The sequence below is a fragment of the Streptococcus sp. KHUD_017 genome, from assembly GCF_054861245.1.
This window is the reverse complement of record NZ_CM142175.1, coordinates 298,567-325,042: the sequence shown is the minus strand read 5'-3', so window position 1 is coordinate 325,042 and position 26,476 is coordinate 298,567. Positions and strand designations below refer to the sequence as shown.

At 41.0% G+C, this 26,476-nt stretch carries 22 protein-coding genes; 2 read left to right on the top strand and 20 right to left on the bottom strand.

All coding sequences use genetic code 11. The features are described 5' to 3' along the window. Nucleotides 1–18: 18 nt before the first annotated feature. From ACVAMZ_RS01570 to nrdR, 20 genes are all read right to left on the bottom strand, one after another. A complete protein-coding gene (locus tag ACVAMZ_RS01570) occupies nt 19–471 on the bottom strand; it encodes a NanQ anomerase/TabA/YiaL family protein (RefSeq protein WP_263394386.1) in 453 nt (150 codons plus the stop codon). Between the two features lie 442 nt (nt 472–913). After that, nucleotides 914–1,753, bottom strand: coding sequence for a carbohydrate ABC transporter permease (locus ACVAMZ_RS01565; RefSeq protein ID WP_004250812.1), 840 nt, complete (start codon nt 1,751–1,753; stop codon nt 914–916). Nucleotides 1,754–1,769: 16 nt separating this feature from the next. Further along, the gene (locus ACVAMZ_RS01560) at nt 1,770–2,636 is read right to left on the bottom strand and encodes a carbohydrate ABC transporter permease (RefSeq protein WP_053092415.1); all 867 of its coding nucleotides are present in this window, start codon (nt 2,634–2,636) and stop codon (nt 1,770–1,772) included. Nucleotides 2,637–2,872: 236 nt separating this feature from the next. Then, nucleotides 2,873–4,189 carry an ABC transporter substrate-binding protein gene (locus tag ACVAMZ_RS01555; RefSeq protein ID WP_461684836.1) on the bottom strand — a complete coding sequence of 439 codons (1,317 nt, stop codon included), beginning with the start codon at nt 4,187–4,189 and terminating at the stop codon, nt 2,873–2,875. Nucleotides 4,190–4,305: 116 nt separating this feature from the next. Next, nucleotides 4,306–5,004 (bottom strand): N-acetylmannosamine-6-phosphate 2-epimerase, encoded by a 699-nt coding sequence (locus tag ACVAMZ_RS01550; protein ID WP_414254029.1) that lies wholly within the window; start codon nt 5,002–5,004, stop codon nt 4,306–4,308. Nucleotides 5,005–5,295: 291 nt separating this feature from the next. Further along, on the bottom strand, nt 5,296–9,003 hold the full coding sequence (locus ACVAMZ_RS01545; RefSeq protein ID WP_461684835.1) for an SIALI-17 repeat-containing surface protein: 3,708 nt from the start codon (nt 9,001–9,003) through the stop codon (nt 5,296–5,298). 350 nt (nt 9,004–9,353) lie between these two features. Next, a complete protein-coding gene (locus ACVAMZ_RS01540; protein WP_461684834.1) occupies nt 9,354–10,337 on the bottom strand; it encodes an acetylxylan esterase in 984 nt (327 codons plus the stop codon). A gap of 310 nt (nt 10,338–10,647) precedes the next feature. Next, nucleotides 10,648–12,663 carry an ATP-dependent DNA helicase RecG gene (gene recG, locus ACVAMZ_RS01535; protein ID WP_461684833.1) on the bottom strand — a complete coding sequence of 672 codons (2,016 nt, stop codon included), beginning with the start codon at nt 12,661–12,663 and terminating at the stop codon, nt 10,648–10,650. A gap of 24 nt (nt 12,664–12,687) precedes the next feature. Next, a complete protein-coding gene (gene alr, locus ACVAMZ_RS01530; RefSeq protein ID WP_414275105.1) occupies nt 12,688–13,791 on the bottom strand; it encodes an alanine racemase in 1,104 nt (367 codons plus the stop codon). Beyond that, a complete protein-coding gene (gene acpS / locus ACVAMZ_RS01525) occupies nt 13,781–14,143 on the bottom strand; it encodes a holo-ACP synthase (protein WP_025173302.1) in 363 nt (120 codons plus the stop codon). The genes alr and acpS overlap by 11 nt, the downstream gene beginning before the upstream one ends. Nucleotides 14,144–14,188: 45 nt before the next feature. Then, nucleotides 14,189–15,220 (bottom strand): 3-deoxy-7-phosphoheptulonate synthase, encoded by a 1,032-nt coding sequence (locus ACVAMZ_RS01520; protein ID WP_461684832.1) that lies wholly within the window; start codon nt 15,218–15,220, stop codon nt 14,189–14,191. A gap of 1 nt (nt 15,221) precedes the next feature. Beyond that, on the bottom strand, nt 15,222–16,253 hold the full coding sequence (locus ACVAMZ_RS01515; protein ID WP_461684831.1) for a 3-deoxy-7-phosphoheptulonate synthase: 1,032 nt from the start codon (nt 16,251–16,253) through the stop codon (nt 15,222–15,224). 80 nt (nt 16,254–16,333) lie between these two features. Then, nucleotides 16,334–18,847 (bottom strand): preprotein translocase subunit SecA, encoded by a 2,514-nt coding sequence (gene secA / locus ACVAMZ_RS01510; RefSeq protein WP_461684830.1) that lies wholly within the window; start codon nt 18,845–18,847, stop codon nt 16,334–16,336. 179 nt (nt 18,848–19,026) lie between these two features. Next, a complete protein-coding gene (locus ACVAMZ_RS01505) occupies nt 19,027–19,620 on the bottom strand; it encodes a LemA family protein (protein WP_049495363.1) in 594 nt (197 codons plus the stop codon). A 38-nt stretch (nt 19,621–19,658) separates the two neighbouring features. Next, nucleotides 19,659–20,498, bottom strand: a complete 840-nt coding sequence (locus ACVAMZ_RS01500; protein WP_461684829.1) for a TPM domain-containing protein — start codon at nt 20,496–20,498, stop codon at nt 19,659–19,661. 192 nt (nt 20,499–20,690) lie between these two features. Next, nucleotides 20,691–22,001: a ribosome biogenesis GTPase Der gene (gene der / locus ACVAMZ_RS01495; RefSeq protein WP_004250788.1), complete on the bottom strand. Its 1,311-nt coding sequence runs from the start codon at nt 21,999–22,001 to the stop codon at nt 20,691–20,693. Between the two features lie 13 nt (nt 22,002–22,014). Further along, complete coding sequence (locus tag ACVAMZ_RS01490; protein ID WP_461684828.1) at nt 22,015–22,728, bottom strand: NADPH-dependent oxidoreductase; 714 nt, start codon at nt 22,726–22,728, stop codon at nt 22,015–22,017. After that, the gene (dnaI, locus tag ACVAMZ_RS01485) at nt 22,725–23,621 is read right to left on the bottom strand and encodes a primosomal protein DnaI (RefSeq protein ID WP_461684827.1); all 897 of its coding nucleotides are present in this window, start codon (nt 23,619–23,621) and stop codon (nt 22,725–22,727) included. Before dnaI ends, ACVAMZ_RS01490 begins: the two co-directional genes overlap by 4 nt. Next, nucleotides 23,622–24,791, bottom strand: coding sequence for a replication initiation and membrane attachment family protein (locus tag ACVAMZ_RS01480; RefSeq protein WP_461684826.1), 1,170 nt, complete (start codon nt 24,789–24,791; stop codon nt 23,622–23,624). It lies immediately after the preceding gene. Continuing rightward, nucleotides 24,792–25,265, bottom strand: a complete 474-nt coding sequence (nrdR, locus tag ACVAMZ_RS01475) for a transcriptional regulator NrdR (RefSeq protein WP_004250782.1) — start codon at nt 25,263–25,265, stop codon at nt 24,792–24,794. A 142-nt stretch (nt 25,266–25,407) separates the two neighbouring features. Between nrdR and ACVAMZ_RS01470 the strand changes: the two genes are divergently transcribed. Together ACVAMZ_RS01470 and ACVAMZ_RS01465 are read left to right on the top strand one after the other, a co-directional pair. Next, the gene (locus ACVAMZ_RS01470; protein ID WP_006149409.1) at nt 25,408–25,773 is read left to right on the top strand and encodes a GntR family transcriptional regulator; all 366 of its coding nucleotides are present in this window, start codon (nt 25,408–25,410) and stop codon (nt 25,771–25,773) included. Between the two features lie 3 nt (nt 25,774–25,776). Continuing rightward, nucleotides 25,777–26,472, top strand: a complete 696-nt coding sequence (locus tag ACVAMZ_RS01465; protein WP_004250779.1) for an ABC transporter ATP-binding protein — start codon at nt 25,777–25,779, stop codon at nt 26,470–26,472. Nucleotides 26,473–26,476 lie beyond the last annotated feature (4 nt).

The window sequence follows — 26,476 nt, the reverse complement described above, 5'->3', positions numbered from 1 at the left end:
TTTGCTCCTCCTAACTGACTAATCGATTAAAATTTTAAATAAATATTTGCGAACTGTATCTTCCATACCTGCATAACCGTTAGGCTGATGAGGTTCTCCTGGGAAGAAAACTGCAAAATTGTGATATCCCAACAAAAGTGGGTATTGTTCGTGACAATGAACAAAGCCAATATCACTGGCTTCATCAAAGGCTACAGCCTCATCTTTGATGCGAGAACCGTAGCTAGAATACTCATGTCCTTCAACTAACAAATGCAAATCTGCATAGTTTTTATGATGCTCAAAGCGATCATTTTCTTCTTTGTTGAGAACATTTTCCTGCACAACTAGAAAGACCTTATCCCCATCAATATCGTATTTACCTAATTCAAAAGTATCCTTACGATGCTCATAGAGATAATCTATAGCTTTGTCCAGATTTGGGTGAATTCCCTTGTAAAAGCTAATGTTTTTTAAATCATCAAAAATCATAGTAATTTCCTTCGCTTCTGATGCTTATTTCCAATTTGATTTATCTTTTTATAATTTCCCTTAAATAGTGCGGACGGAAGGTTAAATTATCCAGTGGATGATTTTAGAAAACCATGAAATGAAAGACCTAATTTTTGAACTCCTCGCTCATTCATTTCTAGGCTCAGGCTAAAATAGTTCCCCGAACTATTTTACTCTCAAAAACTCCGTCCAAGATAAGTACAACATACTTATCTTGAATACCACTAAGATGGGAAATAACTATTCTAAATAGTATCTAAAAAGTCAAAAATTAAGTTTATAAGTGTCTAACAAAACTTCGTGAAGCAACTAACTCCTCTCCATTTTGTAGACACTTATATATCCTGTATTCTCTTAGTCTATCAACTATACTTCTGCATACTGATAAACAGATTGTACTATATTCAATTTTCGCAGAGTATTAACCTTTAACGGCTCCCATAGTAATACCTTGAGTGAAGGATTTTTGGAAGACAAGGAAGACTGTTACGATTGGCACAGCTGCAAGAGCAGCCCCTGCCATGATCAAACCGTAGTTAGTTGCCATCTCAGCCTGCATAGTCGCAACCCCGAGTGAGATGGTCAAGTTGTTACGAGATGTCAACATAACCAACTGCATGAAGTAGTCATTCCATGTATTGATGAAGGTAAAGATTGCAAGAGCTGCAAATCCTGGTTTCACAATAGGGAAGGCTACGCTCCAGAAAGTACGAATCTCACCACATCCATCGATTTTAGCAGATTCGAGCAATTCTGTTGGAATGTTTTCACTGAACTGTTTCATGAGGAAGACCCCAAATGGCCATCCGATCAAAGGCAAGATAACCGCCCAAAGAGTGTCATGGATTCCCATGAAGTTGACGATACGTACCAATGGTACAAGGACAACTTGTTTTGGAAGAGCCATGGCAGCGATAAAGATAGCGAAGAGAATGCGTTGTCCATAGAAACGTTTCTTAGCCAATACATAACCTGCTAGGGATGAAGTTGCACAAACCAAGAACATTGTTACCAATGAAATGAAGACTGAGTTCCACATCCATTGTAAGGCTGGGTTTTGCACCATCAATTGTTGGAAGTTCTCCATTGTTGGAGCTTTAGGGAACCATTGCGGTGGAATCATAATGGTATCCGGTTGTGATTTGAATGCACCTGTCAAAATCCAGTAGAATGGAAAGATAAACAGTACAGTCAATAAAAGCAAGAAGATGGTTGAAATAACAGTGAAAGCTGTTAAAGGTTTCTTTTGTGTAGATTGCATAGCTGTCTCCTTTCTATTAATATTCTACGTCGTTTCCAAGTACTTTAAATTGAACAAAGCTGACAATTGCAATCATAACTGCTAAGAATACACCAATAGTATTGGCATAGCCATACTCAGTCAATTGGAAAGCTTTCTCGTATAGGTAGTACATAAGTGTACTTGTTGAGTAGTTTGGACCACCTGAAGTCAAAAGCTGAATCAAAGCGAAACACTGGAATGAGTTGATTGTTGTAATGATTGCGATATAAAGAGTTGTTGGAAGAAGGCTTGGCCATTTAATCTTCCAGAAAACTTGTAACTCAGTTGCTCCGTCGACACGCGCCGCTTCAACAAGAGAGTTATCAATATTACCCATTGCAGCGATGTAAAGGATGATTGGCTGACCAACTGATGTTGTCAAAAGAATAATCATAATCGCCATCAAAGCCCAGTTTTTATCTCCTAACCAAGAAATGTTTTGGCTAATGATATGGCTTGACTTAAGCACGAAATTCAAAATACCTGATAGAGGATCATAAATCCATTTCCATACAACCGTTACGGCAACACTACCTGTTACAACAGGAAGGAAGAATACGAAACGATAGAAGGATCTAGCAACTGCATTTTGTTGGTAAGTTTGTGATGCCACAAATAGTGAGAAGAGTACAACGACTGGTACAGATCCGATAACTAAGATTACGGTATTAATCAAAGATTTTGTAAAGACAGGGTCTTTAAACATGCGGATGTAGTTGTCAAGTCCCACAAACTCAAAGCTAGTCATCGAGTAGTTAAAGAAACTAGTGATGAATCCCATGATCATTGGAGCTAGGACAAAGACGGTAAAGAAGATTAATACTGGTGCTAAGAAGGCATAAGAAACAATTGTTTCTCTCATGCGAATTTTATTGACTTTCACAGTCGGCACCTCACTTTCAAATAGTTTTTGTTTTTTTGATTGTTGTCTGACATTGATGTAAAATCAAAATGAAATTTTTTCCAAGAAAAGCCTATGTAAGAACTTCATTTTAATTTTGACCTGTCAGTTCCTTACATTTTTTAAACAAAACTCCCCCTTTTCGTACACAGAGGTGCACAGGGAAAAGGGGGGATTTTACTTTTATTTAGGGCTTATTATTTAGCTGCTTTTTTGATTGTTTCATTCGCTTTTTCAGTGAATGTTTTCAAAGCTGCAGCAGGTTCTTCGTCACCATTAGATACTGATTGAAGCATTGGGAACCATAGAGTTCTCATTTCAGCAAATCCGTCGATTGTGTTGTAGTATGGAGAGTAGTATTGAGTCCAACCACTGATAGTTTCCATACGCTTATCGTCGTAAAGTTTACCAAATGAAGTACGAACTGGGAAGGCACCTGTACGAACTACGTCTTTAGGACCCCACTCTTTATCATCAGCGATGAATTGGATGAATTTCTTAGCAGCAGCAACTTTCTTTTCATCTTTGTTGTTAAATACTGCAAATCCGTTTACAAGGTACTCAAGAGCTGGTTTACCAGAATCAGATGGGAATGGAACTTCTACCACTTCAACTTTACTTGCTTCCAACAATTTAGCTTGGATACCGTTTTGAGCTGGTGCCCAAAGGATTGTGTATGATGTTTGACCGTTTGCAAAGTTTTGGATGTCTGCTCCACCGTCAAATTGTGAACCGTTGTTCAACAAACCATCTTTAATCCAGCTAGTTGCTTTTTCAAGACCTTTGACGAACTTAGGATCGTCAGTTGTGTATTTAGTAACTTCTTTGTCTGTTACAGAACCGCCGTAAAGGTTAGCGATGAAGGCACGTGTCCCTTGGTCTCCCCCTTGACCAGAACTGAACAATGAACCTGGAGTGTATCCTTTATCTTTAAGTGCTTTCAAGACTTTTTCAAAATCATCAGTTGTCCAACCTTCTTTAACAAGGTCAGCTACACCAGCATCTTCCAACATTTTCTTGTTCATAGCCATGTAGAATGGTGCAGAACTGATTGGATACATGTATGCTTTATCACCAGCCTTACTTGCTTGGATGATGTTTTCATTGTTAACATCTTTAACAAATTCATCTGTAAAGAGGTCATTCAATTCAGCTAATTTACCATTTTTACCGTAATTAATGATACGACCTGGTGCATCGAAAAGTACATCTGGAGCAGTTCCAGCTTCAATAGCTGTCGTAATTTTTTCTGGACCAGATTTGAAGTCGATTGTTTCTAGTTTAACTTTGATATCTGGGTTTGCTTTTTCGAAAGCTTCGATGATAGATTTTTCATAAGTTCCTACACCGTCACCAGATTTTTCTTGAGTGAAGACTGGGAAAGCCCACCAAGTGATTTCAGTTTGTCCTGCATCACTTGCAGCGTCTTTTTTAGCGTCTGATTTGCCACAAGCAGCAAGAGATAGGACAGCAGCACCCGCAAGTACTGTACAAGCTAGTTTTCTAAATTTCATTAGTATTCTCCTAAATGATGATAAGCGTATCCGAAACGGATAATGAGTATTGACAACTTTGTATACGTTTACATTTTGTTTTACTAATCAACCACTCTCCTCGTGTTTTAATTGTCTTATTTGAGACCCGCAACAAATCGTTCCGTTATCTCTTTTGGTCTAGTAATAGCGCCACCAACTACAATGCCTCGCACTCCGTAACCTAGGATTTGCTTAGCCTGTTCTGGTGTGTGAATCTTACCTTCTGCGATGACGTCTACTCCTGCATCACAAAGTTTCTTAATCAATTCAAAGTCTGGACCATCCAATTTCGGGCTATAAGATGTGTAGCCTGACAAGGTTGTTCCAACAAAGTCAATTCCTGCTTCAACTGCTGTAAGCCCTTCTTCAAAGGTACTTGTGTCAGCCATCAAGAGTTGATTTGGGTATTTTTCTTTGATTTGACGGATGAATTCTTGAATTCCCAAGCCATCATGGCGTTCTCTCTTGGTACAATCAAGAGCAATCACCTCAATATCTAGAGCCGCTAGTTCATCAACTTCTTTCATAGTAGCAGTGATGAATGGTTCCTGTGGTGGATAATCACGTTTGATAATTCCGATAATCGGAAGATTTGTGACCTCTTTGATTTCCTTAATATCCCGAACACTATTTGCTCGGATACCGACTGCTCCACCCTGCTCAGCCGCTTTGACTAGCAAGGGCATTACACCTCCCGCTTCTGTATAAAGCGGTTCATGAGGAAGTGCCTGACAAGAAACGATGATTCCATCTTTAATCTGCTCAATCAAAGCTTCTTTACTGATCTGTGGCATCTACTTTCCTCCTTTTCTTTTTTCTTATGAGCCTATTATATATCATTTTTAAAGCGCTTTCAAGAACTTGTACTAGAATAGATTGAAGTTTCAAAACAATTTTATGAAACAGAATCTCCTGAAAGTAGTTTCAGGGAGAACTGCCCGAGTTAAATTCTCCTTTCATCCGCTTATTTCCACTAGAATCTTCGCTTTCTGCAAACAAAAGAGCCTGTAACGAATGAACGTTACAGACTCTTCTAATATAAGTCTAAACCTTTTTATAGAGACTTTTTAGATTCAATGTTGCCATTAATCTTCTTTTTTCTTAACCATTCCAAACAAGCCGAGAAGCATTCCAACCATTCCTACAGATACTAGAGGAGTAGAAACCTCACTTCCTGTTGCTGGGAGGATTGGTTGTTGTGGTTGTGCTGCTGGAGCTTGATATGTCTTATCTTGCTGTGCCACTAAAGTGACAAGTGGTTTTTCTTCACCCTTATATTCTGGAAGTTCATTCTTGGCTGCTTCGACTGCATTTACTCCGCCTGTGAATTCTGGAAGTTCATGCTTAAGCGCTTGAACTGCATTTGCTCCACCTGTGAATTCTGGAAGCTCATTTTTGAGCGCTTCAACTGCATTTACTCCGCCTGTGAATTCTGGAAGCTCATGAACTGCAGCTTCGACTGCATTGACACCACCTTCGAATTCTGGGATTTCCACCGTTGGTGCTGCTTCGTCACCTACTGTTGCACTAGGTTCTGTGTACTCAGGTGCCTCTGTTACAGCCGCTTCCTCACCATTCACGCCACCTTCGAATTCTGGGACTTCTACAGTTGGTGATGGTTCCTCACCTGCTGTTCCAATAGCTTCTGTATACTCAGGTGTCTCTGTTACAGCTGCTTCGTCACCATTTACGCCACCTGTGGATTCCGGAACTTCTACTGTTGGTGCTGGCTCGTCGCCCACTGTTCCAATAGCTTCTGTATATTCAGGTGTCTCTGTTACAGCCGCTTCCTCACCATTCACGCCACCTTCGAATTCTGGGACTTCTACAGTTGGTGCTGGTTCCTCACCTGCTGTTCCAATAGCTTCTGTATACTCAGGTGTCTCTGTTACAGCTGCCTCTTCGCCATTTACGCCACCTTCGAATTCTGGGACTTCATGAACTGCCGGTTCCCCTTTTGAGGTCTCCACTGAATTATATTCTGGAACTTCATGTACTGCCACTTCGTCACCATTGACACCTCCAGTGAACTCTGGAACTTCATGAATGGCAGGTTCTTTACCATTAATTCCACCAGGGATTCCTGCATCTTCAAGGCTAACTGGTAAATTATGCATACTTTCAATTGCACCACCAGCTAATTCTGTAACTTCTTGGCCAATATCTTCTTTTTTGACAACAAATAGCAGTGTTTTTGTATCGTACTGAGTTAAGAAGGTTGCTAGGTTTCCATTCGCTAATTTAAGAACAGGAGCTTGGTTTACCAAGACTTCTGAATCAAATTCTAGTGCAACAATATTGTTACCCATATCTACTGCACTTTTTACTTTTGCTTTAGTTGGTGCAACCATATCTTTGCTCAAGAAATCCCAGTTGAATTTCTTATAAGACAAAGTATATTCATTTTGATTGGCATCTGCGTGTTCATAAAGTAAGCCAAATTCACCATTCCCAAGATCTTGCAATGAGTTATAGGCAAATTTACCACTTTGAATTGGATTATGTTTAAGCCAAGTTAGATCCCCATTAGCTTCCACACGCGCCAAGTGTACCAAACCATTGTAACGTCCTGGCCCACCTGCATTGCTGAGGATAATATATTCCTTACCATCTTGTACAGTATGAATAGCAGACATTTGAACGTATACGTCCTTAACATCCGCATAACGTTTTACATCTTTTTCCCAAGTTGCTCCACCGTCCTTACTTGTTGCAACCTGCAAATCTCCTGTTAATCCACGCATGAAGAGTTTGAGATCCCCATTATTCAACTGAACAACAGTTGACTCAGTATTTTGAGCACCTGGATTATTCATAGTTGAAGAGTGAATTGTTTGGTTACCTACTGGACGGTTATCATTGACTGCTTCACCTGCTTGCCAAGTTTCACCATGGTCATCTGAGTAAATAACACGTGAAGACTGAGAACCACTCAAGTAAGATACGTTATTTGTAGTATAGACTGGGATAACGAGACGACCTTTGTGAGGTCCTGAGTGCAAGGCAATCCCTGTACCAGGTCCAGTACCTAAGAAGTGCATCCAGTCCTTGCGAATACCGTATGTAATATCTTTAGGTGCAGACCATGTTTTCCCATCATCATCACTATAAGACATCCAGAGATAGTTGGTATTTGAAACTCTAAAGATATTCTTGTCACTGTATTCGAAATAGACATTGCCAATTAGTTCTTCACCCTTGTATAGATCACCCTTATCGCTATAAGCTGGTTGTTTAGGATCAACTACAACACGGTATTCTGTTTTTCTATTTTCAGGGTCAAAAACTTCACCATTTTCACGGATAGTATAACGTCCCGCATCACCTTGTTTGTACAAGACTTGGTAAACCTTATCACCGATTTGCTCATAGGCTTGTGGTGCTTTCCCTGGTAGAGAGAATACTGCCTTCCCTTCGAGGAACATATCATAAATTGAGAAGATTCTCTTGGTTTTCGGATCTTGGACTAAAGCCATGTCAATATTAACTGGTGATGGCCATTCTGGATTTTTAGCTTTCTCATTGTCACGAGGATTAGAGATGGTAATTCTATCTCCCCATGTCTTTCCATTGTCATCACTACGACGAACGACCATACCAATATCACCCCAGTCAGAGTGATGCAAGCGTCTTTCATCCGTTCCGGCAATCAAGGTACCTTTATCTGTCTTTAGAAGTGCAGGTATACGGTAACTTGCAATACCATCTTTATTTGGCTTGCGGTTCACACCACCTTCAAATACATCTAACTTTTCAGTTACTTCTGCACCTTCAGGAAGTTTTTTCGCCAATTCACCTCTTTCAAAGAACTGGCTACGTTTTTTAACTTCTTCTGGAGAAAGGGCACGATCATAAACAGTTAGATTACGGACTTTAAGATTAGCACCCCAGAAGTTTTTGCCTGTACGTTTTGTTGTTCCGATTTGTACATGATTAACATCTGGCATGTCTTGGATGAAGCGACCAGACTGAGGACTTGTGCGCGACAAGACACCATTTACATAGACGCGAACCTGACCATTTGGTTGGTCAGCATTTGGTCTTTCAACTGTAAAGGTTACAGAGTTCCACTCACCTGGCTTAATTTTCAAAGGAGCAGTTTTATAATCACCATAGAATTGGTTTCCATTTGCATCACGACCTTCAACGATAGCTGTGTTATCAAGGATGGCCATAGTGAAATACTCATTTACTTTGGTATCACTAGAAACCGAGAAGAGGTTGTAAAAACGTGGAGCAGATGCATCTGGCTTAAACTCCATATGAACGGTAGCATTCTGAAGTTTTTTCAGTTTATCAAGTTCATCATTCAAATCAACTCGTTGACCATTTGTTGCATTGGTCTCTACATCTTCTTTTTCAACGACAACATTGGCATTTTCTAATTCTCTTGCGTAGAAGTCACGTGGGACGCTACCAACTTCCTCATTCTCAGTTTCAGCTGCTGGAGTCTCTGCTGGAGTTTCAGTTCCTGTCGGGTTTTCAGTTTCTGTCGGTTTTTCAGAACCTGGGTTTGCTTTCAGCTCTTCACGGTTTACTTCAGTTCCTTTATCCGTCGCTTTTGCCAACTTATCAGCAAGTTCCTTATCAAGGTTAGCTAGATTTCCTGATTCTACTTCTTTTGGCAATTCTGGCAAAGCTTGTCCAGCTGTTTCACCACTGGTTGCTGGAGCTTCTTGAGCTAAAACTGGTGAAGCACCAAAAACAACTGCCCCAATGACTACTGATGCAGCTCCTACTGTAAATTTTCTAATCCCAAAACGTTGTTTCCGTTCAAAATCTCTCTGTGTCATATATTTCCTTCCATTTTCCACAAAAATAAAGCGCTTTCTTTTTTGCTTAAAAATTTTTGCCCCTAGGGCTTTGAGCAAGAAAGAAACTGTATTGTTGATGGGTTTTTCCCATTCTTTTCATCTGAATTTCTGTTGCATTTTTCTACTTTATATCTTAAAGCAAGCAACAATTTTACTCCTTTCAAATTGATACTACACTTATTATATAATAAATATTCCAAGTTTTAGCCTTAGTAATCTATAATAGAATTTACTTTCAGATATATTTCTATGTTTCAAACTTTTTGAAACTACTTTCTTTACTCCTCAACAAAGAAAGCCCTGTTTTAGCAGGGCTATTTTTCATTTTTTTAATGACCTACATAGGTAAAGGGAATCTCACTACCACACAACCAGTTGTAAACCTGGTCATTGACATGGACATTCATAGCTTCGTGGGCATATTCTGGCATGAGACGATAGCTCTTTTCACAACTCAAACGATTGTAAATGGCAAACTGGGTGATTGGATAGCAGACATCGTCATCAAGCCCTGTAATCATTCTCACCTCACCTTTAATGCGATGGGCAAGGTTTTTCACATCAATATAACCAAGCGTCTCCATGATTTGTTCTTCTGTTTCATGGAATGGATCATGAAACTTAAAATAGCGGAAGAGTTCATCATAGGCTTCACTGGTATTGCCAATTTCTAGCACTCGTCTAAAGTCTGACAAGAATGGATAGATGGCAACTGTTCGCTTGATACGTGGATTGAGCCCTGCAGCCACTAAAGCCAGCGCTCCTCCTTGCGAAGCTCCGTAACTAGCCAACTGCTCTTCATCTACTTGCGGGAGACTAGCTACAATCTCAATCAATTGATAAATATCAAGATAAACATCCTTATAGAAGAGTTGCTCTTTTCCTTCTACTGCACCACGGATGATTTGCCCCTTAACTGTATTTCCGAGAGGCGAACGCAAGCCATCTTGTGAGTAACCAGATTGCCCACGAACATCCATCGATACAACCCCATAACCAGCGACGGTAAAGGCTAGCATATCTGTCCAATCCCAACAACGTCCCATATAGCCATGGAAGTGGAAAATAACTGGTACTTTCTTATCTGATTTTGGTAAGACCACACGCGCATAGACAAGGCCATCACGTGTACCTTTAAAGGTTAACTCATAGCACTTAACATTTGGAATATGAAAATCACGTTCCTCTAGTTGGTAATCTGGCAAGACCAAAACCTTGTCAATCTCACCATCCCAAAAAGCATCAAAATCCTGTGGAACTTCATCTCTTCCTTTATATGTTTTCATTTCTTCTACTAATGCTGGATTTCTCATAAAACCCTCCTTTACTTTGTAACCGTTATCATAACTGTAGCACATATGGGAAAGCAATGCAAGAAAGAAAGGGAAACGGAAAGTGGATTTAATGTCTGACCCCTGCAAGAATCCCTCTGAAAGTAGTTTTAAAAAAATAAAAAAGAGCGATTTCGCTCTTTTCTTAGTATTTAGGAGAAGGTTGAATTTCCTTTTGAAATGTCTTTTGGTAATTTACTTCAATTGTCATGAGAGAGTCCTCGTTTCTTTTTGATGACTCTAGTATAGATACTCACCCTAAAAGCAAACTTAATATTATCTTAGAAAATGCTTAATCCAGATATTCTTTCTTTTCTAGATGTAAGGCAATCATGTGCCACTCTGGATCCTCTCGCCAGTTAGGGAGAGAACTGATATAGCTTGCTACCTTTCTAGCTTCCTCAAGGATTGGGAAGTCTTCGATGATATCAGCTACATGAAACTCTGGTAGACCCGACTGTTTGGTCCCAAAGATTTCTCCAGAGCCTCGCATTTTCAAATCTTCTTCTGCAAGGACAAAACCATTGGTCGTTTCTGTCATGATACGCATGCGGTCTTTCCCAGAATCAGTTTTTGGGTTGGCCACTAGAACTGCGTAGGACTGCTTGTCCCCACGACCGACACGACCTCTAAGTTGATGAAGTTGACTAAGTCCAAAGCGATCAGCATCCATGATAATCATGACTGTTGCATTTGGAACATTGACCCCGACCTCGATAACCGTTGTAGAAACCAAGATATCTGTCTTTCTCTCTTTGAATTCCTGCATAATCTGGTCTTTTTCATCACTCTTCATCTTTCCATGTAAGAGGGCAACTTTTGCTTTCCCTGCAAAATGAGTCGTCAACTCTTCTGAGAGTGCAATGGCATTTTTAAGATCCAGGGCTTCAGATTCTTCGATCAAGGGCGAAATAACATAGGCTTGAGAACCTTTTTGAATCTCACCTTCCAACCAAGTCAAAACCTGTGGCAGTTGCTCATGCTTAATCCAACGTGTCACGATTGGCTTACGTCCAGCTGGCATCTGGTCAATAATGGAAACATCCATATCTCCAAAGGCTGTGATGGCTAAGGTTCGTGGAATGGGAGTTGCCGTCATCATGAGGACATCTGGATTTTCTCCTTTTTCACGTAAAATACGCCTTTGTCCGACTCCAAAACGGTGTTGCTCGTCGATGATAATCAAACCGAGTTTAGCATAGTCCACCCCATCCTGTATAAGGGCATGGGTACCGATAATTACATCAACATCACCCTTAGCAATAGTTTCCAAAACCGTACGTTTTTCTGCAGCTTTTAATGAACCTGTTAGGAGAGCTAGTTTCAAATCAGGAAAGAGACTTTCTAGACTTTCAAAATGTTGCTCTGCAAGGATCTCTGTAGGAACCATGAGGGCAGACTGATACCCTGCCGTTACAGCAGCATACATGGCAAGACCTGCAACCACTGTCTTCCCACTACCAACATCCCCTTGTAAGAGTCGATTCATGTGATGGTCCGACTTCATATCTGTTAGGATTTCTTGCAGGCTTTTTTCTTGGGCTTGGGTCAGAGCAAAGGGTAACTTTTCTTTTACTGCCCTTAGTTTTTCTTGGGACCAATTCAAGACCAGACCACTTCCATCAACCTTATTTTCAGACTTGAGGGTCTGTAATTGCATTTGGAAATAAAAGAGTTCCTCAAACTTGATTCGACGAAGGGCCTGTTTGTATTCTGCCAAAGCCTTGGGAAAATGCATGGCACGCACAGCCTGACTTCGGGGCATGAGTTTGTATTTATCTAGCAAAGACTGAGGGAGATTTTCCTCTATCAAGAGATCCAGTCCTTGATCAAAGGCGGTCTTGATGACCTTAACAAGTCCTGCTTGACTGATACCTTGTGCGAGACGATAGACTGGTTGAAGGTCGTCCTCCACTTGGGCTAAAACCTTCATCCCTGTTAGACTAGCCTTAGCACGATCCCACTTGCCAAAGACAGCTAGAGTCGCTCCTAGCTCAATCTTATCAGCCAGGTAGGGTTGATTAAAGAAGTTAACGGCAAACACAACCTCCCCCTGCTTGAGGCTAAAGCGTAGGCGATTGCGCTTAAAACCATAATACTGAACACTAGCTGGCGTCACCACCTGACCAGACAGGACTGCCTTCTCACCGTCTTCTAGCTCTAGCACCTGCTTGGTCTTAAAATCTTCATAACGGAAAGGAAAGTAAAGCAAGAGGTCTTGCAGGTTTTCAATTCCTAGTTTGGTATATTTCTCTGCAGATTTTGGTCCCACACCAGGCAAGACATGCAAGGGTTGATGTAAATTCATGCTCCTCTCCTTTCCTTCTGTTTCTTAATAATATTCTCTTGGAACTCGATCACTGAGGAGACAAACTACCTCATAATTAATCGTTCCTCGGTAGACTGCCACATCTGTTGCAGTAATCTCCTTGTCACCGTCTGAGCCAATTAAAGTTACCTTGGTACCCAATGGGTAAAGCTTAGGTAAGCGAATGGTGATTTGGTCCATGGATACACGCCCTACAATGGGGCACAATTGTCCATCCACCAGCACTGAGAAATTCTGCATATCTCGTGTCCAACCATCCGCATAACCGATTGGCAAGGTGGCAATAACTTGTTCACTGTCTGCCTGATAGGTCGCTCCGTAGCCCATACAAGCTCCAGCCTCTACTGTTTTGACATGAACGATGGCTGTTCCCAAAGTCAGGGCTGGTTTTAGTTCATAAGGCAATTCTAAAACTTGTCCACTTGGATTGAGACCATACATAGAGTCCCCCATGCGAACAGCATTGAAAATCGTTTCCGCATGCCATAAAGTAGTTGCGGAGTTACTCGCATGGACTAGTTCAGGGACTTCTTGCAAGCCTGCGATTATTCCCTTGAAACATTCCAACTGTTGTTTAAAGTAGCTATCTGACTCTTCATCTGCAGTTGCAAAATGGGTAAAGATTCCCTCAACATTTGCTCCATGTTCCTTGAGTAAAGTTTGAGCTTGTGCGGCCTCGCTTGCACTTCTAAAACCAATTCGTCCCATACCTGAGTCAATCTTAAGGTGAACGGTTAAACCAGCTAAGTCTGGCTCTGTAGCTATGAGTTTCTGGACCCATCCCAATCCTGCCACTGTTAAGGTAATAGCATACTCCTTAGCCAGTGAAAGAGATTCAACCTCAGATACTCCCAAAATAAGAATCTTCTTAGCGATACCTGCCTGACGGAGTTCGATGGCTTCATCAATATTCGAAACGCAAAAGCCGTCAACATCATCCTGAATGGCTGTTGCAACAGCTACCGCTCCGTGTCCGTAGGCATTGGCTTTTACAACTGCCCATTTGAGGGTATCTTTGGGAATGTGCGCTCCCATTTGTTGGATATTGTAGCGGATAGCTCCCAGATCGATGAGGGCTTTAGTTGGTCTATGTGGACTAGTTTTCATGATTCTCCTCCAAAATAACACTAGCTGTCACAAACTGATCTGTATGGCTGATTGATAGCCAAACTTTTCCTGAAAACGGGGATTTGCTGAAGTAGGGAGCTCCTCTTTCATTGTTCAAGATTTCCAAGTCTTGAAAGCCCAACTTCCCAATTCCCGTTCCCATAGCCTTTGAGAAAGCCTCTTTAGCTGACCAACGACCAGCCAAATACTCGACCTGTCTGCGACCTTTGAGACTGGAAAAGCGCTCCATTTCCTTGTCTGTCAAGACACGCTGGGCAAAACCTTTTCTTTTTTCAACTGCATTTTGTATGGAAGCTAATTCTTCAATATCAATTCCGTGTCCAACTATCATTTTTATCAAAAGGAGTTGAGATACCCCCAACTCCATCCTTTTCACTTATTTTGTTAAGGTAGTATAGATTTCTTCTACCAAGGCAACTGTGTTTTCCCATCCTAAACATGGGTCTGTAATGGAACGTCCAAAGATTTCTGGCTGGTTTTGGCGACCATCTGCTAAGTAGGATTCAATCATGAAGCCTCGAACTGTCTTCTTGATTTTTTCATTCCAGTCACGATTGAGCAAAGATTGACGAACAATTCGAACTTGCTCCATATATTGTTTCCCTGAATTATCATGGTTGGTATCAATCATGATAAAGGGATTTTCGAGCCCCATAGACTCGTAACGTCCAATAGCATCTAGAAGAGTTTCGTAGTAGAAGTTAGGTTCATTTTTCCCGTATTCATTCAAAGCACCGCGAAGGATGACGTGAGCCAAGGGATTTCCTGAGGTTTCAACTTCTTGGCCATGAAAGAGAAAGGTTTGTTTGTTTTGTGCTGCATAAACGGCATTAAACATCACAGATAGATTCCCAGAAGTTGGGTTTTTCATCCCTACTGGTGCGTCAATTCCCGAAGCTACAAAACGGTGTTCTTGGTCTTCTACTGAACGCGCACCTACTGCATGATAACTCACCAAGTCATCAACTAAGACCAGATTGGCTGGATACAGCATTTCATCTGCTGTAGTCAATCCGGTTTCTGTAATCACTCGATAATGAAGTTGACGAACAGCCTGCAAACCATTAATCAAGCTTGGAGCCCTCGAAGTATCTGGCTGATGAACCAAGCCCTTGTAGCCATCTCCATTGGTACGTGGCTTTGCAGTATATACACGCATAACCATGAAAATCTTATCCGCCACTTTTTTCTGCAAGTCTGCCAAACGACGAGCATACTCAAGTACTGCTTCTTCATTATCAGACGAACAAGGCCCAATGACCAAAAGGATACGATCATCCTTACCTGAAAGGATATCTGCTAATTCTTGATCACGATTTTCCTTATGTTGCAAGGCTTCTGCAGATAGCTGTGTTTCCGCCTTAATCGCTTCAATATCGATTTCTTGACCTTTCTCGATAAATGCCATATTATTCTCCTAGTCTTTGGTAGATTTCGCGAACAAGAGCTTCAGTATTTTCCCATCCTAGACATGGATCGGTGATAGATTTTCCAAAGACTTCTGGTTCATTTTGACGACCGTCTTCTAGATAAGACTCAACCATGAAACCACGGACATATTTTTTAATCTTTTCATTCCAATCACGGTTAATCAGAGTCTGACGAACGATACGAATCTGCTCCATATACTGTTTACCTGAGTTATCATGGTTGGTATCAATAATAATGAATGGATTTTCAAGTCCCATCTTTTCATACTGAGCAATAGTATCCATCAAATTATCGTAGTAGTAGTTTGGAATGTTTTTCCCGTACTCGTTAAGAGCTCCACGGAGAATAGCATGAGATAAAGGATTTCCAGTAGTTTCGACTTCTTTCCCTAAGAAAAGGAAACTCTGCTTGTTTTGAGCCGCATAAATACCGTTGAACATAACATTGAGATTCCCAGAGGTTGGATTTTTAAAACCTGTTGCAAAATCTGCTCCACTAGCTACAAAACGGTGTTGTTGGTCTTCAACCGAACGGGCTCCAACTGCCATGTAAGAAATCAAATCATCTACCAAAGGAAGATTCTCTGGGTACAACATCTCATCTGCTGTTGTCATTCCTGTTTCAGAAATAACACGGTAGTGCAAATGACGAACTGCCTTGATCCCATTGATGAGACTAGGTGCTTCTTTGGCATTTGGTTGGTGAATCAAGCCCTTATATCCGTCACCGTTAGTACGTGGTTTAGCAGTATAGACGCGCATGACCATAAAGACGCGGTCTTTGACTTCTTCCTGAAGTTCTGACAAACGCTTAGCATACTCAAGAACGGCCTCTTCATTGTCAGACGAGCAAGGACCGATTACCAACAAAATACGTTGGTCTTCCCCACGAATAATTGCTTCAAGCTCTTGATCACGTTGGAGTTTGTTCGCAAGTACTTGTCCTTCTAGTTTAGACAAACTACGAACTTCATCAATATTAATTTTAGGGCTTTTTGCTGTAAATACCATTATTCATCTCCTTATAAAGCAAACGGACGCCAAGCGAAAATTCACTTTTCACTAGGCATCCGCCTGAAAATTAGTCGTTCTTAACGTCGTTTACCGTGACAGTTTTTAAATTTCTTACCAGATCCACATGGGCACAAGTCATTACGTTTTACTTGGCTGAGGTCCAAATCAGCTGGAAGATTTTTCTGTTGAGCAGCAATATTTCGAGTTGCTGTCGTACTAATATGATGTTCGGTTTGTGGTCGTTCTTGTTCATGAATTTGTGCTTTCATCATCAAGCGAGTCACATCAAACTCAATCGAACCAATCATATCATTAAACATACGGAAGCCTTCCGCTTGATATTCCACGACAGGGTTGTTTTGGGCATAACCACGAAGACCAACAGCATTTCTCAACTGATCAAGGGCATCAATATGGTCTGTCCATTTGTTGTCAACTACACGTAGAATCAATACTTTTTGGAATTCTTTCACAGCTTCTTCGTCACGAAGCTTCGCAACTTGGCTATCGTAGACTTTCAATGCACGTTGGTAAAGTTCATCCTTGATAGCTTGATCTGATAAACCTTCTAGGTCTGAAAGTGAAATTGAATCTTCTGGAAGCAAATTGTACTTCGCAAAGTTCAAGATTGCTTCGAGTTTTTCATCTTGTTTAGAACGAGCATGGCCATCTACAATACGTCCAATCGTACGACGAATCATAGCATGAATCTCAGGAGCCAAGTCACGATCTGCAGTGATGACATCATAACGTTGCGCGTAGATAATCTCACGTTGTTCACGCATGACATCGTCATATTGAAGGACTTGTTTACGAGTATCGTAGTTGTTTCCTTCAACACGTTTTTGCGCTGCTTCGACCTGACGTGTCAACATACGAGATTCGATGGCTTCGTCAGACATATTAAGACGTTCAAAGACACCTTTCAAACGTTCTGAACCAAAACGTTTCATCAAATCATCTTCAAGCGACAAGTAGAATTGTGACTCACCTGGGTCACCTTGACGACCTGAACGTCCACGAAGCTGATTATCGATACGACGGCTCTCATGACGCTCTGTACCGATAACACAAAGTCCACCAAGCTCACGAACACCTTCACCAAGCTTAATATCGGTACCACGACCGGCCATGTTGGTTGCGATAGTGATAGCACCACGTTGACCAGCATTCATGATGATTTGCGCTTCTCTGTAGTGGTTCTTAGCATTCAATACTTCGTGAGGTACGCCTGCTTCAACCAATTTTTTAGAAAGAAAATCACTGGTTTCAACGGCAACAGTACCTACCAAGACAGGCTGACCTTTTTGGTAACGCGCCTTAACATCTTCAACGACAGCCTTGAATTTTGCATCGAGACTAGCGTAAAGAAGGTCTGAATGGTCGATACGTTGGATCGGACGGTTAGTAGGAATTGGAATAACACGGATGTTGTAAATTTCGCGGAATTCTTCTTCTTCTGTTTTACCAGTACCTGTCATACCTGCCAATTTTTTATACATACGGAAAAGGTTTTGGTAGGTAATCGATGCTGATGTCTTAGTTTCATCTTGGATTGGCACACCTTCTTTAGCTTCAATCGCTTGGTGCAAGCCATCAGAGTAACGACGACCTTCCATGGTACGACCTGTAAATTGGTCGACAATCAAGATTTCTTGTTCTTCGCTAACCACATAGTCAATATCAAGAATCATGATGTAGTTGGCACGAAGGGCGTTGTCGATAAAGTGAGTCAAAGCCACATTTTCGATATCATAAAGATTTTCTAGTTTGAAGAAGCTTTCAGCCTTGTCAATACCTGAATCAGACAAACCGATTGTCTTAGACTGAATATCAATGATATAGTCATCTTTATCCAAAGACTTCACAAAGTGGTCAGCCATATGGTAAAGTTGGCTTGTTTCAACTGCATTAGCTCCTGAAACAATCAATGGTGTACGAGCTTCGTCGATCAAGATAGAGTCAACCTCATCGACCAAGGCATAGTTGAGCGGACGTTGAACCATGTTCTCTGCACGAACAACCATGTTGTCACGAAGATAGTCAAAACCAATTTCTGAGTTCGTTGAGTAAGTAATATCACAGAGATAAGCTTCTTTTTTCTCCATTGGAGATTTCGCAGCCAAGTTGATCCCTACTGACAAACCAAGCCATGAGTACAACTCACCCATTTCAGTCGCGTCACGTTCTGTTAGATATTCATTGACCGTAACTACGTGTACACCTTTTCCTGAAAGGGCATTAAGGTATACCGGCATTGTCGCTGTCAAGGTTTTCCCTTCACCTGTACGCATTTCTGGAACGTCACCGTGGTGAAGAACGATACCACCCATAACCTGAACCTTGTATGGGAAGAGTCCAAGAACACGCTTAGCTCCCTCACGTACAACCGCAAAGGCTTCGTACAAGAGTTGATCGAGCGTTTCACCATTTTGATAACGTTGCTTAAATTCTTCTGTCTTAGCTTGCAACTGCTCGTCTGTCAAAGCAGCCATTTCATCTTCGTATTTGAGGACTTTATCAGCCATCTTTTCTAAGCGGCGAAGTTCCCCTTTATCATTTTCGATGATTGTTTTTAATAAATTTGCCATTTTTTTCCTTACTTTAAATTCTGAATATTTTAGAATGTTCTTTTTATTGTAGCATATTTGCCCAGCTTTTTCAAGAAAGAATCCGTGTTTATACAAGCTAAAAAAGGCTCATTTAGAGCCTTTTTTTGTAAATGTTCAAACTATTGCTAATCATTGATTTTCTTTTAGAAATTTCAAGACTATTCTTTGGTTGTAGAATTGCCAAAGTCAACCTTTGGAGCTGTCTTAGCTTCTTCGCTTTCTTTAAAGGTTTCTGCCTCTTTAAAGTTCATCATATTGGCGAAAAGAACTGTTGGGAAGCTTCTTAATTTTTGATTGTATTCTGTTGCCACTTTGTTGTAATCCTTGCGGGCTACAAATATCCGATTTTCACTTCCAGCCAGTTCTGTCATAAGTTGTTCCACATTCTGATTGCTCTTGAGTTCTGGATAATTTTCTGTTAAGGAGATTAAGCGTGAGATGGCAGAACTCAACTCTCCTTGAGCCTCTTGATTTTCTTTTGAAGTTACGGAGCCATTCCCAATTTTAGCACGAGCTTCCGCAATCTTGGTGAAAACCTCTGTCTCATGGTTCATCTGGCCTTTTACAGACTCTACCAAATTTCCAATCAAGTCAGAACGACGTTGAAGAGCTGTCGCTACATCAGCTTGCGCTTGTTCGACCTTGGTTTGTTCAGAGACAAGTCCGTTATAAGTGCCTACTACTGAGCAACCGCCAAGCAAGATAATAGCCAGCAAAATGCCCAACACATAAATAATTCCTTTATTTTTCATATCTAAACCTACTTATTTCCTTAATTTTTGCACGAACATTACCAATCATCGGATGATCCACCGCCATCGAAGCCACCACCGTCCCAGCTACTAGAAGAGTCTGATCCTGAGTCGGACCAAGAAGAACCTGAGTCGGAAGAGTCACTAAACCACCATCCTCCGTCAGAGGAACCTCCTCCTCGTCCGCCGCCTCCTCCTCTAATAATGGCTATAAATACGATAATGAAATAAATGATTATCCCGACTCCAAACACATTGTCCATAGGGTCACTGTTCTTACGATGACTAGACGAGCTACTATTGCGACTCGATTTTTTACCACTGATGCTATCAGAATAACGTTTGATATCAGAGGAGTCATCAGATGGAAATGTTCCACTTCCTCTATAAAACTGATTGTCCAAGCCTTTGGCAATCGCTAGAATTCCTTTACCATAGTCACCAGTTTTAAAATCTGTACGGCTGGTTGCCAAGATCTGCTTGGTTTGATAGTCCGTTATTCTAATGGCGGTGTTATTACTGGTTTCAATTCTTGATTTACGGTCTTGAACGGCTACTACAATGAGACTTCCAAAATTATCTCCTGAATAGCCAATCTTCCAAGCCCTGGCAGTTTCATTAGCCACTGTTTCAATGCTTTCTCCTTCCAGACTATCTACGATATAGACACCTATTTGAAGCTTTTCTGCCTTTTGACTATTAGTTTCATTCAAATCACGAATCTGAGTAACTACTTCCTCTGTCAAATAATGATTTGGGTCATAGATACCATAGTCTGGTTTTTCAGGTGCAGTGAATGCTGATAGGAAGAAAAATGCCATCAGCAATCCAAGTAGACGCACCAAGAAAGGATTCTTTAACAATCTATCTTTTTTCATAATAACCTCCTTATGCAAGGAAAATTGTTTAGAGCATTATAGCATTTTGAATCTTACAAAGAAAGTACGTTTCCATTACAAAACTGTGACAAGGACTAGGAAAATGATGTTAATTTGATGACAAATTTAGATCTACGCTCTTGGTATCCTCTACAAAAAAGAAGGTCTGTAAACCTTCTTCTTTTTATCATTTTATTTTCGTTTTCTTGCGATCAGATGGATTGGCGTTCCTTCAAAGACGAAGGCCTTGCGAATTTGATTTTCCAAGAAACGCAAGTAAGAGAAGTGCATGAGCTCTTCTTCGTTGACAAAAATCACAAAGGTCGGTGGTTTAGTTGCCACTTGAGTCGCATAGAAAATCTTAAGACGTTTCCCTTTGTCTGTCGGTGTTGGGTTGATGGCGATAGCATCCATAATGACATCATTCAAGACTGCTGATGGGATACGGGTATTTTGACTCTCGCTGATTTGTTTAATCATTTCTGGAAGTTTGTGGAGACGTTGCTTGGTCAAAGCCGAAACAAAGATAATCGGTGCGTAAGGTAGATATTGGAACTGTTCACGAATATCCTCTTCCCAGTTTTTCATGGTGTGGTTATCTTTTTCAAGAGTATCCCACTTATTGACTACGATGATCATCCCTTTACCAGCTTCGTGGGCAAATCCAGCGATACGCTTATCATACTCACGGATGCCTTCTTCGGCATTGAGGACCATCAAGACTACATCTGAACGGTCAATAGCTCGCATGGCACGCATGACTGAGTATTTCTCTGTGTTTTCATAGACTTTACCAGACTTACGCATACCAGCCGTATCAATCATGGTAAACTCTTGGCCATCCGCATCTGTAAAATGTGTATCAATGGCATCACGAGTTGTACCAGCAACAGGACTGGCAATTACGCGATCTTCTCCCAAAATGGCATTGATCAAGCTAGATTTTCCGACATTCGGGCGACCAATCAAGCTGAATTTAATGACATCTGGATTTTCATCTTCGACTTCATGTGGAAGATTTTCGACGATGGCATCTAATACATCCCCTGTACCAATCCCGTGCACAGATGAAATTGGCAATGGTTCTCCCAATCCAAGAGCATAGAAATCATAGATATCATTTCTCATTTCCGGATTGTCAACCTTGTTAACTGCAAGGATAACAGGTTTATGAGTTTTATATAGTTTACGGGCTACGTATTCGTCAGCATCTGTGATGCCTTCTTTACCGGAAACTACAAAAACGATGACATCAGCTTCTTCCATGGCAATCTCTGCCTGGTGCTTGATTTGTTCCATAAATGGAGCATCAACATCATCAATCCCTCCAGTATCAATCATACTGAAAGAACGGTTGAGCCATTCACCAGTAGCATAGATACGGTCCCGTGTCACTCCTTCGACATCTTCTACGATTGAGATGCGTTCCCCTGCAATACGGTTAAACAGGGTTGATTTCCCAACATTGGGACGTCCTACGATGGCAACAGTTGGTAAGGCCATGTTTTCTCACTTTCTACAATAAATTCTTTTGTTCAAGATTTTCTCTAGTTGAGCTTGGTTCAGGCTGACCGAATTGCTCTGCAAGACGTTGACTCCAAGTGGTAGTCGCACGAGCTCCTGCATATTCGGTCTGCACACGGTCATAGGCTTCAATAGCCTCAGCTGTTTGTTCTTGGTATTCTTCCTCAAAAACAACATTCTCTAGTGGCAATCTTGGTTTTACATCATGTTTTTGGTTCGGCACACCGAGTGCAATCCCAAAAACTGGGTAGGTATAGTCAGGAAGGTTGAACAATTCTGCTATTTCAACAGATTTGTAACGCACCAAACCAATGATTACTCCACCATAGCCAAGGCTTTCTGCCGCAAGCAAGGTATTCTGCCCAGCCAAGGCTGCGTCTACTGAAGTAATGAGGAGTCCTTCCACCCCTTGAGGTTGGAAAGTATCGGTATGGAGACGAGCCCCTTTTTCTGCACGGTTTAAATCTCCTACAAAGAGAAGGAAAGCAGCAGACTGACGAATCGCTTCCTGAGGAACCAGCTCAAAAAGAGCATCTTTCTTTTCTTGACTTCTGACTAGAATCACAGAATAAGATTGGAAATTTTTCCAAGAAGAAGCCATTTGGGCAGCTTTCAAAATCTCATTCAAGTGTTCTTGAGGAATCTCTTGCTCCTTAAATCTACGAACTGACGAATGAGCCTGCATTAATTTAATTGTTTCTGTCATCGACGGTTTTCTCCTTCTAATCTTGTTTCTTCAGCTAAATAACGGATACGCTCCATGACACGTCTGGCTTCCCAGGTTTCATCATTTCCATTCTTGCCTTTGGCAAAATGTTTTTCCAAATCTTCAAAACTGAAATTTGAAGTAAAGAAGGTCGGTAAATCTTCTTGCATACGATATTGGAGAATGACTTGCAAGACTTCGTCACGTACCCAAGGTGTTGATTGCTCAGCACCGATATCATCAAAAATCAAAACTTCAGCTTGCTTAATTTCATCCACCAAATTCTTAACATTCCCATCACCGATAGCATTTTTGACATCAATGACAAAGCTCGGATAATGAAGAAGGGTAGATGAAACACCACGTTTTTCAGACAAATCATGGGCTAGGGCAGCCACCATAAAGCTCTTCCCAACTCCAAAGTCTCCATAGAGGTAGAGACCTTTTAAGTTGTTTGGGTAGTCATTAACAAATTTTATCATTTTGTTTAAAACAGTTAAACGAGCAACATCATCACGATAAACATCTAAAAAACTGACATTTTTCAGGCTAGATGGCAAATTAATTAAGTTAAGACGCTTCTTAATCGCCGCTTCTTTCTCAGCCGCAATCAGTTCCGGAGTTTCCTCATAGGATACATCTGCGTAACCATGGTTCATGACCAGGATAGGCTTGTAACCACGCGCGATATAGTCTGTATCTCCGCGAAGGAACTTATCACGCTCGGTGATGTATTGGTTAAACTTAGAGATACTACGATTCAATTCCTCTTGACTGAGAGATTCCTTCTGGATAAAAGCCGCAACATCAGGATCTTTTACAATCTGATGGACCAGGTCCTGGTATTGAAAACGGCTGGGATGACCTTTTAGCACATCTCCTACACTTTCCATCTATTCACCTCCATTATCTAATTTCGCTAATAATTCTAGGGTTTGGCGTTCCATTTCTTCCAATTCCTCAGCTGATGACGTGTTTTTATATTCTGGATTACTCCATTTAGGAACATTGGTTTTTGCCTGGCTTGTCTTCGCTGTTTTTGATTCTTGCCCCTTTTGATTTTTTTCTCTAATTCGAAGCACAGCCTCTTCAGCAGTTCTGACTTTGTTATAAGAGTAATCATTGGCCACTTTCATGGCATATTTTTCATTGAGATTGGCCGAATCAACCTTGTTGAAGGTCAAAAGTATAACGACATTGATAACTTCATCAAGCAAGCCTAGGTCTGCCATCTGTTTTAGCAAATCGCGTTCAGATTGGATAATTCCTGCATTTCGGGTTTGTTTGATTCCCGCTAAAAATTCTAGGGCCGTTTTACTTTTAGCTTCTCGGATAATGGTCGCTTCCTTAGGACTAAAATCCGATGAAACAGACTCTTGCGCTAATTTTTCACGCATACGCTTGATAGAAATGACTTGAGAAACTGCTGTTCCTTTTGCTAGCTGATAGGTCTCAAACCAGGTCCATTTTTTCTCATCAGCGATTTTAAATAACTCTAAAACATCTGACTGTTCATCTTGGAAACGGAGATTATCTCTCGCCATGAGCTGACGAAAATGCTCCAAATCAAAATCATTTTTAAAATCAGCTTTTACTGGTGTCTCATCATGACTAGCCAATTCTTCTATCTCTGGAAAGGCCTGACTCAAATGAACCGTCAAAGCTTCTCCGTCTGCAGCCTCTTGACGTAAATCAGAAACTGCTGTATCGCCAATCCTTTTCTCCAACAAAGTACGATACACTGTATGATGCAAGAAGTCAGATTGAGAAAGTGTTGGATGAATAGCAAGTTCATAGCCGTCACCCTTTTGATAGAGGGTAACCAAATTGAAGGCTGTTAAGATTTTAAAAGCCTTTAAGAGTCTGTCCATCCCAAAATTGAGGTGGTTGAGGATAGCTGCAAACAGGTGTTCTTTTTGTCCATCATCCCAAAAAGCTAAGGTATAAAGGTAAAGACTCAGCGCATCCTGACCGATAATCGGGAGGTAGCACTGCACCAAAGTTGTGGGATCTTGCGACACCCGATTATTCTTTAGAAAAGAAAAACGATCATTAGGCTTCATTTATTTTTCCTTTTTCTTCTTTGAAGATTGCGTAATTTGTTTGAGAAGATTTTCGAGCTCGCTCACATCTTTAAAGCTACGATAAACACTAGCAAAACGAACGTAGGTGATTTCGTCTAGTTCAGCCAACTCTTCCATAACAAGAGAACCAATATCTTCACTTTGAATTTCATTATCATTGCGACTGAGGAGTTTTTGCTCGATACGATTGACCACCATACCAATCTCATCACTAGACACCGGACGTTTTTGAGCTGAACGAATAATTCCATTAAAGATTTTATCTCTTGAGAATTGTTCTCGAGTTCCATCTTTTTTGACAACTACCAGTGTTCTCTCTTCAACTCGTTCATAGGTTGTGAAACGATGTTGACACTCTTCGCACTCACGTCTTCTTCTAATCGTATTTCCTTCTTCAGCCTGACGGCTATCGATAACACTTGATTTTGTAGCGCCACATTTTGGACAACGCATGCCTTCCCCTCCTTGTCGTTTTCTTTTCATTATACCATTTTTTAAGCAATTCCCAAAATAATTCTCCTTTTAGCTTGACAAGTTTTTTGTTTAGTTGTATTATTTAAGTGACACAAAAGGAAATTGTTGAAAGGAGACCGTGATGTCCTGGACATTTGATAACAACAAACCCATTTATTTGCAGATAATGGATAAGATCAAACTGCAAATCGTTTCTCATAAACTAGAACCCAACCAACAACTTCCAACTGTCAGAGAACTGGCTAGTGAGGCTGGCGTCAATCCTAATACCATCCAACGTGCCCTATCCGACCTAGAAAGAGAAGGCTTCGTATACACCAAGAGGACTGCAGGGCGTTTTGTCACCGAGGATTTGGACCTAATCCTCCAATCCCGGAAACAACTATCTGAAGAACAACTGCAGCAGTTTGTAACAGGCATGGTAGAATTTGGCTATGAAAAAGAAGAACTACCAACTGTTTTGAGAGATTATATTGAAGGAGTTTAGACTATGACCTTGTTAACGTTTGAAAATGTTTCAAAATTCTATGGAGCAAGCCCTGCTCTTCAAAATGTTTCCCTTGAAATCCCGGCAGGAAAGATTGTGGGTCTCCTTGGCCCAAACGGTTCCGGAAAAACAACCCTGATTAAACTAATCAACGGTTTACTCCAACCAGAGCAAGGGCGTATCCTCATCAATGGCATGGAACCAAGTCCTGCAACTAAGGCTATCGTTTCTTATCTACCTGATACGACCTATCTCAACGAACAGATGAAGGTCAAAGAAGCTCTTACCTTTTTCAAGACCTTCTATAAAGATTTTAATCTGGAACGTGCTCAAGGTCTTCTTCGTGACCTTGGTATCGACGAGAATAGCCGTTTCAAGAAACTCTCAAAAGGGAACAAAGAAAAAGTTCAGTTGATCCTTGTCATGAGTCGTGATGCTCGTTTGTATGTCCTTGACGAACCTATCGGTGGTGTCGATCCCGCAGCTCGTGACTACATCTTGAACACCATCATCAACAATTACTCTCCAACTTCGACTGTCTTGATTTCAACTCACTTGATTTCCGACATCGAACCAATCTTGGATGAGATTATTTTCCTCAAGGACGGAAAAGTCGTCCGTCAAGGAAATGTGGATGATATTCGTTATGAGTCAGGTGAGTCAATCGACCAGCTCTTCCGTCATGAATTCAAAGCCTAGATAA